Raw genomic sequence first — 12,146 nt, 5'->3', positions numbered from 1 at the left:
TATGACTTTTGGCCTTAAAAATACATTATTTGCTCTGATAATGCAGGTCCTCGGCACCTGTTATCTCCGTTGAGGTCTCGCCCAACCAGCCACATTGCTGCAACTGGGCGTTATAGACGCGGATGAAGTCGACATGCGAAAGTGTGACTGGCTGACGCTGATGGTCTACAGCCCAAGAGATGTCGAAGCTGCAACCCTCGCGATTGCTATTAGGATAGTTATCGGCATAGCCATAACGGAGGGCCTGCAGCACATAATATGGCGTGCCGTTGGTGCCCTCATCATGTCCATTAGGCGGCAGGAGGGTTCCTTTTAGGGTCAGTTCGTTGCCCAACCACAGGGGGAAGTACTCCTGCTGATGGAAGTCGTTGCGAGCCACCACCCCGCTCTTCCCTTTGTTATCCTGCCAGGGCACATCCTGCATAGGGATCTTGGTATAGGTGACCTGATAGTCGTAGACCACCTTTCCTATGCTATCCGTATCAGCCGAGCCACTCAGTTCGTACCATTCATCATCAGGAAGGCCGTTGCCGTTGACATCGACACTAACCATCACAATGCCTGGCTCGCTGTTGCCAACATAGGCGTTGCCCCATATGGCAAAGTCGCGTTCTCCCTGCACGTTGGCCACAGGATGGTCGAAATGGAAGGTGATATATCCCCCAAAAGCGCCCAGCGTCACCAGCTGTCCTGCACCTCCAGCCAGTCGCTCTGTACATTTCTGAGCCATTGTCGATGGCGTATCGTCAGCCGTAGCCTCAGGCAGGGTATTGACAAACTGTCCTGGTGCAGGCACATACTCGTCAACCGCCTGTATATATTTGTGAAGATCCTCAGTAGACTGTGATGTGGAGTCTGTCTTCACCGTATTCTTCACAAAGGCCGCATGACCAGGAATATCGCCAGTGCGCACCTTATAGTCGAAAGAGCCGTCAGCCAAGAAGTGCAGCAGTTCACCACTCGACACATAGTTCTTGGCATCCATCACGTAGAAGTCGCGTGTCTTTGGATTCACGATGATGCCATACGGCATCTTCACCTGCGCCAACTCTGGGGTTGTCGACAGTTGCGAGGTCACCACCTGATGAGTGCTGACGTTGATGATGCCATAGGTCTTGGTGTCAGGATTGATAAAGTAGAGCGAGTCTCCAACGATACACAGGTCGCCAACGCTGATATCCAGTTGTCCACCCACACTGAGCTGTCCGTCTGCCTCAGGCTGCAGCCACAGCAACGTGCCCTTCTGGTCGGCATTATTGCCACGCGAGGTGACCCATAGCTGTCCATGCTGGTCGCTACGAATGCGCTGCAGGTTGATAGCCACCTCCACCTTCCTCTCCTCTTGAAAGGTCTTCAGGTTGACAATGCTGACAGTATTATCATAGTTAGGTGCCCGATAACCACCTGAGTTTGCCACATAGAGGTAGTCGCCCAGCACCTCGAGCTCGTCAGGCTGATAGCCTACGGTGACGCGCCCCACAATCTGGTGTGTCAGCGTATCGACCTTATACACCTGCCCCAAGGGTGCATCGCTGTTGCTGCCCACAGGTCCTACATACGAACTGACATAGGCATAGCCCTCGTGGAAGGCCAAATAGCGACAGTTGGGAATATTTATCTTCGCTATCTTCTTCGTATCGCTGGCCCTGCACACCTCTACCTTATTGGAGCAGTTTACCACCAGCCACAGCTGCGAGCCATAGACCTTGACGTCATTGCCCACATCGCCCAACTCCTTCACCTCGCTGGGGTTGCGCTCTGCATAGATATTGCGCAGATAGTGTATCTGTCCGTCTGCCCCACCCTTCAAGTCCAGGAAGTCGAGGGTGCACTTGTTCGAGCCCATATTACCTTCGCACAGCACATACATTCCAGCCATCTCGCCATCGTCGGCCTTTGCGTCGATGACGTCCTCCTCCATATAGATGATCTGATCGTCAGAGCGACAAGAACATAACAGTAAGGCAAAGAGAAAAAAGGGGAAAAGGGCCTTACACCTATTTATATATATAGAAATGCGGTTCATATCGTTGCTTTAATGGTTAATGCATAGTTGCGCTTTGGCATAGGATAGTTCAGGATGACGTCGTAGTCCTGCGAGAACAGGTTGTTCACCTCCAGCATCGCCTTCAGCTCAATGTTCTTCACCCAGAGCTGTCGCGCTATCGACACATCGCTGGTGTACCAAGGCTGCATATAGTTATAAGGTATGTTCTCCTGCTGGTTATAGCGCTCGCCAGCATAGATGAAACTATAGTTCACATCCCAAGCCCCATACTGCACATTGACAATAGCCGAGCCGCTGTGCCAGGGGATATAGGGTATCTGATGACGATAGTAGGTGTCGGCGCTGTTGGTCACATCGCGAGCATCCTGATAGGTATATTGCAGACGACCTGTGACCTGCAGGCCATTTAGGGGAACGGTGGTCAGCTCGCCTTCCACGTCGATGCCCTTGATGTGCACCTTTCCCAGGTTGAGCATCGTCCATCGGAACTGCTGCCCTTTGGGATAGGCCACAATCTTATCGTGCACAGAATTGTAGTAGACGTCAGTTTGAAGATGCAGATGACGCACCACACCGCTGTTCCATTGGTGGTCATAGCTCACGCCGCCATTATACTGCAGGGCCGACTCGGGCACTAGGTCGGCAGCGCTACCTATCTCCGTATAGTAAAGGTCGTTGAACGTCGGCATGCGGAAGCTCTTCTTGGCATAAAGACGCACAGAAAAGTCCTGACACTCAAACGGATAGACATTCATAAAGAAGGCAGGAGTAAGCACAGACGACTGAGAACTATTGGATGAAAGCTGAGAGTGATCATTCACTATCGTAGCCAACACAGAGCCTTGCATCTTCAGTCGATTGGTAGAAAGGGCCGATGCCAATGCAACATAGTGGCTGAAGCGATAAGGGTTTGAGTTCTGGGGTGTGAGGTGTGAGGTCTCAGACTGATGGCTCGAGGCTTGGCGCAGGTGGTTCCATTTCAAGTCGTAGCTCAGCGACACGCTCCAGAAGGGCAGGATGTCATAGGCGTTCGACGTAGAAAGATAGGCCTCCTGCTGCTGATATTTATTGTCAACCTGCAGCTGGGTGGTGTCGCGATTCACATAACGAGTGTCATAATAGGCATACTTGGCTACCCACTGGGTAGTGAAACGCTCGTTCAGGCTCTTCTGCCATCGCCCCTGCACAAAGGTGTTATGGTCAGCCTGACGCTCACCCCTTCGCCACACATTATTGACGATAGCCCCAGGGATGCCTCGCCCAGAGTGGTAGGTGTAGGCCTTGAGTTTCCAGAAGCCGTCGTCAATCATGCCATGCAGATTGGCCTCAGCACGCACAGCCCAAATATCGCCATTCTGGCGAATAGCAGTAGTATCGTAGGCCACAGCACCATCCTGTTGTTTGCGCATATAGCGGAACTCATACTTGCCGCTGGCAGTAAGGAATTCTGCTGACGTAGAGAGGCTGACGCGCTGGGTGAGGCGCTGCTCCCAGAGGGTCGAGAGGCGAAATAGGTCGCTAGAGCCGTATTTAGCCTTCACCATCAGGTTATAGTCCTTGCCTTGAGTGAAACGGGGAGCACGAGTGCGGATATACACAGAGCCCGCATGACCAAAGTCGCTGGCAGGCTGCATGATAGCACTCTTCTGACCATTGAACAGGGTAATCTCCTCCACATTGTCGAGTGAGAACTGCCCCAGGTCTATCTGTCCATTCTGGGCGTTGCCCAGCTCGATGCCGTCGTACGAGATGCCCAGATGGTTGGTACCCATCGAACGGATATTAACCGTCTTGATGCCTCCCACGCCACCATAGTCCTTCAACTGGATGCCAGAGAAATAGCGCAGAGCATCAGCCACGCTGTGGGTATTGAGGCGTTCGAGCTGCTCGCCATTGAGGGTCTGCGAGGGAATCACCTCTTTATGATTATAGCGCGAGATGACCACCACCTCGTCCACATGCTGTATGCTGTCGAGCCTGCCAGATTGGTGCTGGGCCCAAAGCGCAACAGTAGTCATCGTCAGTATTATGGTTGTCAGAACCCTCATTCTTCCATTAATTGCGTTTTAGGCCAGTTCACCAGAAAGACCTTTTCCGTAGCACGGGTCAGGGCTGTATAGAGCCAATGGATATAGTCTGTGGTCAGCATGTCGTCAGTCATATAGCCCTGGTCAATATAGATATGCGCCCACTGTCCGCCCTGCGTCTTATGACAGGTGGCGGCATAGGCGAACTTGATTTGTAGGGCGTTGTAGTACTTGTCCTGCTTGATTTTCTTCAGGCGGTCGGCCTTGAAGGGTACGTCCATATAGTCCTCCATCACCTTGTCGAAGAGCTGTTGCTGCTGTTCGCGAGTCAGGGCAGGCGCCTCCGACGTCAGCGTGTCGAGCAGCACGGTGGCTGTCAACTCGTAGTTGTCGTAGTCGGGCAACATCATCGTCACCTCGGCAAAGCGGAAGCCATAAAGTTCGTGGATATGTCTGACGCGCTGCACCACAGCATGGTCGCCATTGGCAATAAACGCAATTTCCTTTGACTGCTCCGTCCAGTAATAGTTGTTCTTCACAATCATTATCTGGTCGCCTGTACAGAGTTCGTCCTCACGGTCCAGAACCTGATTGCGGATACCCTGGTTATAGATGTTGGCGCGTTTATTGCTGCGAGTCACCACCATCGTCTCGTCCAGTCCCACCCTGCTGTAGCTTGTGGCCAGCGCCTCTATCAGCTCGTTGCCTGGCATCACCTGGATATCGTCAAAACCCTCGATGCGAATCTTGGGAAGACTCCATCGGTCTTCTGCCATCATGCATCTCACTTCAGTAGCATTCCACAGAATGCCCGACTCCTCGCTCTGGCGCAGCACTTGGTTCAAATCGACTTCATAGACCTTCAGGCCATAGCCCTCGAGCACGCCAGACATCAAGGCGGGACTCTCCTCCTCGCCCACAGGCGGCAGCTGCGCCCTGTCGCCAATCAGCACCAGCCTACAATTGCGACCTCCATACACAAACTGGATGAGGTCGTCAAGCAGACAGCCGCTGCCAAAGGTATCGCTGAAGCCTTCGTTACTCACCATCGAGGCCTCATCAACCATGAACAGCGTCTCTGTACTCTGATTGATATTCAGGCTGAAGGCCGACATATCGCCTGCCGTCTTCTGTCTGTAGATGCGCTTGTGGATGGTATAGGCCGACGTGCCTGCATAGCCCGAAAAGACCTTAGCTGCACGCCCAGTAGGCGCCATCAGCACCAACTTCTGATTCAGACTCATCAGGGCTCGCACCACAGCTGCCGCCAGCGTGGTCTTACCCGTTCCTGCCGACCCTCGCAGCACAAAGACGGTACGCTCCTCGCGGTCTGTCAAAAAGTCCGCAAAGAACTGCATCGCCCTCTCCTGCTCGGCAGTAGGCACATGGCCCAGGTACATCCGCAGTCTGTTTATCAGTTCGTCCTGAATCATCAGTCTTTCAGAATAATCCCTGCAAAGGTACAAATTTTTTTTCTATTCCCGCCTTCCTCTCGACACTTTTTCTCGAAAATACGATTGAGGTAGGTGTTAGGTAGGTGTTAGAGCAACACCTACCTATCCCATTCCCCCTTGTACAAAGGCATTTCGGACGATTTAGGTAGGAGGTGAGGTGTTTTCACAAAAAAATACAAAAAAGCAATGAAAACAGAGCAAAAAGGCCGAAGATTTCGAGCTAAAAACACCATTCATTCACGTAGATAGGCCCTTTCGCTGAAAGGGATAGGACTTTTCATTGAAAGGAATAGGACTTTTACCCTATAAGGGATAATTCCTTTGAGTGAAAGGTCCTATCTGCAAGAGTGAAAGAGATTATCCGCATGAGTGTTGGAGCCTATCTGAATAAAATTTGCTTTTTGACGGAGATTTAGAAAGAAAATCGTATCTTTGCAGTCGAAAACTAAAAACAATGATGACAAGGAAGACTTTATTGACGCTGATGCTGTGTCTGTCGATGCTGACGGCAACGGCACGTGATTATAATATTGTGGCGTATGGCGCAAAGGCGGATACGACAGTACTGAGTACGAAGGCTTTGCAACAGGCGATAGACGACTGCTCGAAGGATGGAGGCGGCAGGGTGATAGTGCCTACGGGCCAATATAAGATTGGCTCCGTGGTGCTGAAGTCTGACATGCACCTCTATCTGGAACAGGGCGCCACGCTTTACGGCAGTACCAACTTGGACGACTACAGGCCGATGAAGTCCGACTACGTGTCGCTGCGCACGCAGACATCCACCATTCAGTTGATTTATGCCGACAAGGTCAGAAACGTGGTGATTGACGGCTTCGGCACTATCGACGGACGAGGCCGCGCCTTCAAAAAGCTCTCTTGGAACGACGAGGGCATCACCCGTCCGCACTTGATACGTTTCATTCAGAGCGAGGATATCACCGTCAAGGACATCACACTGAGGAACTCCGGCTGCTGGATGCAGCACTATCTGGCCTGCAACCGCGTGAGAATCGATGGCATCAAGGTGTTCAATCGCAACAACTATAACAACGACGCGCTGGATATTGACGGCTGTCACGAGGTGATTGTTAGAGGCATCATGACGGACAGCGACGACGACGGCATCACCCTGAAATCGACATCGCCGCGCCTCTGCGAGAATATCCGCATCAGCGACTGCGTGATATCGAGCCATTGCAATGCCGTAAAACTGGGCACAGAGACCAACGGCGGCTTTCGCAATATCAGCATCTCTGGCATCGTGGTCAAGCCCAGCAGCAACCAAAAAGAAAAATTTTTCGGACAATGGATAGGCACATCGGCCCTCTCGCTGGAGATTGTGGATGGCGGCGTGATGGAGAACGTCGCAGCCTCAAACTTTACGGTAGAAGGCACCGAGTCGCCCATCTTCATTCGTCTAGGGAATCGTGGACGAGGCTATCAGCTGAGGGAAGCGGGAAAAGGACTGAGCGGAAAGGGCAATGACGACACGATAGCGGAACTGATTCCCATCGACCACATTGGCTGTATCGATGGCATCCGCCTGGAAAACTTCATGATAAGAAACGCTGGGTCTGTGGGCTGTTCTATTACTGGACTGGCTGGTCACCCTGTGCGCAATGTCTGGTTGTCGAACATCTCCATCCATCATAAAGGTGGCGTGACTCCCAGCGACATGCAGGCCATCAACGACTCGATAGCCAACGAAAAGGAAAGGGCCTATCCAGAGGCCACGATGTGGGGCAACCTGCCCGCGAAGGGCTTCTACCTGCGCCACACCCGTCATGTACACTTCGACAATGTCGAAGTCAAAACCGAAGCCCCAGACATCCGCCCAGACTTTGTGCACGACGATACTGAGGGCTGGGGCGATCAGGGCGACGGGACCTACAGGAACCCTGTGCTGAATGCCGATTTCTCTGACCCTGACGTCATCCGCGTAGGCAAGAAATACTATATGGTGGCCTCCGATTTCCATTTCCTCGGCATGCAGGTGCTGGAGAGCGACGATATGGTTAACTGGCACTATATCAGTCAGATATACCGTCGCTTCGACGAACCAGGCTGGGATAGCAACAATCACTATGCCGGCGGCTCGTGGGCTCCCGCCATCCGCTATCACAACGGCCTCTACTACGTCTATTTCTGTACGCCAGAAGAGGGTCTTTTCATGAGTACGGCAGAAGATCCACACGGCCCTTGGGCTCCTCTGCACCTGGTGAAGCGCGTGCCCAAATGGGAAGACCCCTGCCCTTTCTGGGACGAGGACGGGCAGGCCTATCTGGGTCGCAGCAAGCATGGCGCAGGTCCGATTATCGTGCATAAGATGTCGGCAGACGGCAAACAACTGCTGGACGAGGGCACGACGGTATATGAGGGTCCTATAGCCGAAGGCACCAAGTTCATGAAACGCAACGGCTGGTACTACCTCATCATCCCTGAAGGCGGCGTGGGAACAGGTTGGCAAACGGTGCTCCGCTCGAAGAACATCTATGGTCCCTACGAACGTAAGATAGTGCTTGAGCAGGGCTCTACCCCTATCAACGGCCCGCATCAGGGCGCTTTGGTCGATACGCCTGACGGCATCTGGTGGTTCTATCATTTCCAGGAGACGCCCGTCCTGGGGCGTGTGGTTCACCTGCAACCTGTGCGCTGGCAAGACGACTGGCCCCTGATGGGCGTGGACTACGATGGCAACGGCATTGGTGAGCCTGTAGCAGAGTGGCAGAAGCCACAACTCTCATCGAAAGCCTCTCTGCTCCAGACCGATGACGACTTTTCAGCATCTGCCTTAGGTCTTCAATGGCAATGGAACCACAACCCTGTGGACACCCACTGGAGCCTGAACGAGAAAAAAGGCTGGCTGACGCTGAAGGCCTTGCCTGCCGACAGTCTGAAGCTATGTCGGAATATGCTGACGCAAAAGGTGGTGGGCTATCAAAGCAAGAGCACCACCCTACTCACCGTTTCTGGCGACTGCTATGCGGGTCTCTTCTGTTCTGGAAAGACATTTAGGGGCATCGGCCTGTGTAAAGAGGGCATCTTCGTGGAGGCCCAGGGCCAACGGGAGGTTATCGTGAAGGGCAAGTTTGAAAGACTCTGGGTACGCGTCAGTAACGACTGCCAGAGGAATCGTCACCAATTCTACTATAGCACAGACGGCATCCGCTTCGTAAAAGCTGGCGATGCCTTCCCAATGCGCTCTGGCTATTGGAAAGGCATCCGCGTAGGTCTTTTCTGTTATGGAAAGAGTGGAAAGGCCGCCTTCGACCATTTCACTCAGGCTGTCTGTCAATGACGGGACGTCAGTTCATGATGATACACATCTTTGTCAAGTCATCGCTGGGCTCGGCGCCGCCAACAACGGCCTGATGGATAGCCTCTGACGTAGCGCGGGCTGTGCCATGATCTTTCTGCAAAAGCGCCTTGAGACGCTCCTCGCCAAACTGCTCCTTATGAGCATTCTCGGCCTCGTTGATGCCGTCGGTATAAACAAAGAGCGTCTTGCCGTGCATATCGGGGACCTCCTCGCCCTCATAGTCCAACTCAGGCCACAGACCTATGGGTGCGTTGGACTCCATCTTCATGTATTCACCATCGAGCAGGGGCGGATTGTGGCCGGCATTACAGAAAGCCATGTGGCCTGACTTGAGGTTGATGAGTCCGATAAACATGGTGACGAACATACCCTGTTCGTTGTCCTCAGCCAGCGCGTGGTTCAGTCGTGAGGCAATGACGTCGGGGGTGAGATGTCCATCGACCAGCGTACGGAACATACGCGTCACCTCGGCCATAAACAGGGCTGCAGGCACACCCTTACCGCTGACGTCGCCCACACAGAAATAGAGCATATCGTCGATGAGGGCGTAGGCATAGAGGTCGCCACCCACCTCTTTGGCAGGCGTCATCATGGCGTAGATGTCAACATCCCTGCGGCGAGGGAAGACATGCGGCAGCATGCGGCGCTGAATCTCACGGGCAATGCGCAGCTCACTCTCTATGCGCTCCTTGGCCTTGGTAGTCTCCTCCAACTGGTTGTAGGCCTGCTGCAGCTTGGCGTTGACACTCTTCATGTGTTTGGTGTGCTTGTTGCTGCGATAGCCGTAGAGAGCAAGGAAGGCGATGATGAGCAGGGCGATAAGTCCACCACCCCAAAGCATGGTCTGTTCCTTGGCCAACTCCTGTTCCTTGGTCTAGTTCTCGGCATAGGTAATGGACAGCTCCGTATCGAACTCATTCATCTGCGAACGGGCCTCGGATGACTGAATGGAGTCGATGACAGCACGGGTGCGCTTCTGCCAATAGAATGCCTGGCGGTAGTCGCCCATCTGCTCGTAAATAGCTGCTTTCTGGGCACATTTGTTCTGCTGGTGAATCAGTTTCTCTGTACGCTGCAGGGCCAGTTGCCATTGTTTGCGGTTCTTAGCCTGATAGACGTTGATAAGTTCACCGAAGAGTCCGCCCTGACCACCATATTCAGCAATCAGCATGGCTCGCTCCCTATAGGCTTCCTCGAAGCCCAGGCTGTCGCCCTGATTATATCGGGCCAAACACTTATAGCTCCAAGCTGTGATCTGATTCATGGGAATAATACCTGGTTCATCCAAAGCAAGGCGGGCATATTCCTTCACCTCTTCATAGTCCTTCCTGTGGAGGGCCACCTCGCAGAGTCCCAGATAACAGGGGGCCGCGCTCTCCTCAGGCAGGTACTTCTCCTTCAGTTTCAGCGCCTGCAGGAAGCTCTTCTCTGCCAGTCCCATGTTGCCCGACTGTTCGCGGATGGTACCTAAAGAGAAAGTCGCGAAATACATACCAACATTACTGTTGTTTGTCTTGGCGTGATGATAGATGTCATGAGCCAACTGCACGCCTTGGGTACGATCCACATACTCGAACATATAGATGGCCTCGTAGCTACAGGCACGATAGTAGGTCTCCTAATAGCCAAAGAACTCTGTGGCAGCCTTAATCTGCTTTACAGCATCGAAAAAATTATCTGTCTCACGTGAACTATAACAACGATAGGCTTCGTCAGTCAATTTCTGAAGTATTGGCGGCAACATCTCTTCGGCTCTGACGCTGGAAAGACCTGTGGTCAGAGCCAGAAAAACCAAGCATATCAAATAGGTTAGTCTCGGCATAAACACTCTGTTTTAGAATTATTGTGCAAATAATAATAAAAAGTCTGCATTTAACCTTACATTTATACCAACTTTTTTTCCAAAAACAAAAACTTTATTGTACCTTTGCAAAAAATTGGAACGAGGATGCCAGAAATTAGCAAGAAAAATCAAAGGTTGACGATAAGGGTAGGACGCGGGTCGCTATCGTTTTCGTGCGTAGCCGAGAATGAGACAGACGTGATTTACGAGCCCTATGTGGTAAAGAGCGGTGTGTCGATGGCAGCCAACCTGCGCGAGGCGTTTAAGACGGCCGACCTGTTGCTGAACCCCTCGCCACGAGTGAGAGTGGTCATCGATACTGACGTGCTGATGGTGCCCGTAGAGATTTTCGACGAGAAAAACATCGAGACAATGTACAGCCATGCCTATCCGAAGAAGGAGCAGGATGCGGTATATTATAACGTGCTGCCCGACCTGAATGCGGTGGCCGTGTTTGCCATGAACAAAGACTTGAGGCTGGTGATTGACGACCATTTTCAGGATGTGCAGATAGTTACGGCCATATCGCCTGTGTGGCGACACCTGCACCAGCGCAGCTTTACTGGCAACAGGCATAAGCTCTACGGCTATTTCCACGAGAAGCGACTCGACATCTTCAGCTTCCAGCAGAACAGATTTAAGTTCTGCAACTCGTTTGAAGCCAGCAGAGGTCACGACTCGCTCTATTTCCTGCTATATGTCTGGAAGCAGCTGCAGCTACAGCCGGAATACGACGAACTGCACATCGTGGGCGACATTCCTGAGCAGGAGTGGCTGATGGAGGAGCTGAAGAACTTCCTGCAGAAGGCCTACGTCATCAACCCCTCGGCAGACTTCAACCGTCATCCCGTCACAGAAATCAAGGGGATGCCCTATGACTTGCAGACATTGTATATTAAGGGGAGATAGAGGTAGATAAAAGGAGATAGAAGAAGATAAAGGTAGATGAGGATTATAACAGGAAAATACAAGGGACGGCACTTCGACATTCCGCGTTCGTTTAAGGCGCGGCCCACTACCGACTTTGCCAAGGAGAACATCTTCAACGTGCTGGTGCAGTATGTGGACTTCGAAAACGCTACGGCCCTCGACCTCTTCTCGGGCACAGGCAGCATCTCGCTGGAACTGCTGTCGCGAGGCAGCAGTCAGGTGGTCAGCGTAGAGATGGACAGGGATCATCACCGCTTTATCTGCGAGTGCATCAAGAAACTGGGCGAGGAGACCTGCATTCCACTGCGTGCCGACGTGTTCCGTTTCCTTAAGAGCTGTCATCAGCAGTTTGACTTTATCTTTGCCGATCCGCCCTATGCGCTAAAGGAAATTCCCACGATTCCTGACCTTATCTTCGAAAAAGGACTGTTGAAGGATGACGGCATCTTCGTGTTGGAACACGGCAAGGACAATGACTTCCAGCAGCATCCGCACTTCCTGGAACACAGAAACTATGGCAGCGTGAACTTCTCGCTGTTTAAGTGAAATAGAGGAAAGAGGA

At 52.4% G+C, this 12,146-nt stretch carries 9 protein-coding genes; 3 read left to right on the top strand and 6 right to left on the bottom strand.

What is annotated here, in order from left to right; genetic code table 11:
* Positions 1–25: 25 nt before the first annotated feature.
* The 3 genes from Q0R57_RS08890 to Q0R57_RS08880 all read right to left on the bottom strand — a co-directional run bounded on the left by Q0R57_RS08890 (position 26) and on the right by Q0R57_RS08880 (position 5,468).
* Positions 26–1,921, bottom strand: a complete 1,896-nt coding sequence (locus Q0R57_RS08890) for a DUF5074 domain-containing protein (RefSeq protein ID WP_294746229.1) — start codon at positions 1,919–1,921, stop codon at positions 26–28.
* A gap of 101 nt (positions 1,922–2,022) precedes the next feature.
* Positions 2,023–4,056, bottom strand: coding sequence for a TonB-dependent receptor plug domain-containing protein (locus Q0R57_RS08885; protein WP_294746227.1), 2,034 nt, complete (start codon positions 4,054–4,056; stop codon positions 2,023–2,025).
* On the bottom strand, positions 4,053–5,468 hold the full coding sequence (locus tag Q0R57_RS08880; protein WP_294746225.1) for an AAA family ATPase: 1,416 nt from the start codon (positions 5,466–5,468) through the stop codon (positions 4,053–4,055). The genes Q0R57_RS08885 and Q0R57_RS08880 overlap by 4 nt, the downstream gene beginning before the upstream one ends.
* Before the next feature lie 475 nt (positions 5,469–5,943).
* On the opposite strand from Q0R57_RS08880, the gene Q0R57_RS08875 reads away from it, so the two are divergent.
* Positions 5,944–8,790 (top strand): family 43 glycosylhydrolase, encoded by a 2,847-nt coding sequence (locus Q0R57_RS08875; RefSeq protein WP_294746223.1) that lies wholly within the window; start codon positions 5,944–5,946, stop codon positions 8,788–8,790.
* A gap of 7 nt (positions 8,791–8,797) precedes the next feature.
* Here the strand turns inward: Q0R57_RS08875 and Q0R57_RS08870 are convergent, their stop codons facing one another.
* From Q0R57_RS08870 to Q0R57_RS08860, 3 genes are read right to left on the bottom strand one after another with little or no spacing between them, the layout of a single operon-like run.
* Entirely contained in the window at positions 8,798–9,670 is an 873-nt protein-coding gene (locus Q0R57_RS08870) for a PP2C family protein-serine/threonine phosphatase (protein ID WP_294746219.1), read from the bottom strand.
* Positions 9,671–9,685: 15 nt separating this feature from the next.
* Positions 9,686–10,390 carry a hypothetical protein gene (locus Q0R57_RS08865; protein ID WP_294746216.1) on the bottom strand — a complete coding sequence of 235 codons (705 nt, stop codon included), beginning with the start codon at positions 10,388–10,390 and terminating at the stop codon, positions 9,686–9,688.
* Between the two features lie 39 nt (positions 10,391–10,429).
* On the bottom strand, positions 10,430–10,633 hold the full coding sequence (locus tag Q0R57_RS08860) for a hypothetical protein (protein ID WP_294746215.1): 204 nt from the start codon (positions 10,631–10,633) through the stop codon (positions 10,430–10,432).
* Positions 10,634–10,759: 126 nt separating this feature from the next.
* Between Q0R57_RS08860 and Q0R57_RS08855 the strand changes: the two genes are divergently transcribed.
* Both Q0R57_RS08855 and rsmD read left to right on the top strand, forming a co-directional pair.
* Positions 10,760–11,563: a DUF3822 family protein gene (locus Q0R57_RS08855; protein ID WP_294746212.1), complete on the top strand. Its 804-nt coding sequence runs from the start codon at positions 10,760–10,762 to the stop codon at positions 11,561–11,563.
* 36 nt (positions 11,564–11,599) lie between these two features.
* Positions 11,600–12,130 carry a 16S rRNA (guanine(966)-N(2))-methyltransferase RsmD gene (gene rsmD / locus Q0R57_RS08850; RefSeq protein ID WP_294746209.1) on the top strand — a complete coding sequence of 177 codons (531 nt, stop codon included), beginning with the start codon at positions 11,600–11,602 and terminating at the stop codon, positions 12,128–12,130.
* Positions 12,131–12,146 lie beyond the last annotated feature (16 nt).

This window comes from uncultured Prevotella sp., assembly GCF_946407605.1.
Lineage (GTDB): Bacteria > Bacteroidota > Bacteroidia > Bacteroidales > Bacteroidaceae > Prevotella.
Note: the sequence above shows the minus strand (reverse complement) of the source record. Positions and strands in the feature narration are given on the sequence as shown.

Excerpts from the sequence above, each read along its gene's own strand:
- Q0R57_RS08880 (WP_294746225.1), bottom strand. The coding sequence starts at position 5,468 with ATGATTCAGGACGAACTGATAAACAGACTGCGGATGTACCTGGGCCAT.
- Q0R57_RS08890 (WP_294746229.1), bottom strand. The coding sequence starts at position 1,921 with ATGGAGGAGGACGTCATCGACGCAAAGGCCGACGATGGCGAGATGGCT.
- Q0R57_RS08860 (WP_294746215.1), bottom strand. The coding sequence starts at position 10,633 with ATGCCGAGACTAACCTATTTGATATGCTTGGTTTTTCTGGCTCTGACC.
- Q0R57_RS08855 (WP_294746212.1), top strand. The coding sequence starts at position 10,760 with ATGCCAGAAATTAGCAAGAAAAATCAAAGGTTGACGATAAGGGTAGGA.
- Q0R57_RS08875 (WP_294746223.1), top strand. The coding sequence starts at position 5,944 with ATGATGACAAGGAAGACTTTATTGACGCTGATGCTGTGTCTGTCGATG.
- rsmD (WP_294746209.1), top strand. The coding sequence starts at position 11,600 with ATGAGGATTATAACAGGAAAATACAAGGGACGGCACTTCGACATTCCG.
- Q0R57_RS08885 (WP_294746227.1), bottom strand. The coding sequence starts at position 4,056 with ATGAGGGTTCTGACAACCATAATACTGACGATGACTACTGTTGCGCTT.
- Q0R57_RS08865 (WP_294746216.1), bottom strand. The coding sequence starts at position 10,390 with ATGTTCGAGTATGTGGATCGTACCCAAGGCGTGCAGTTGGCTCATGAC.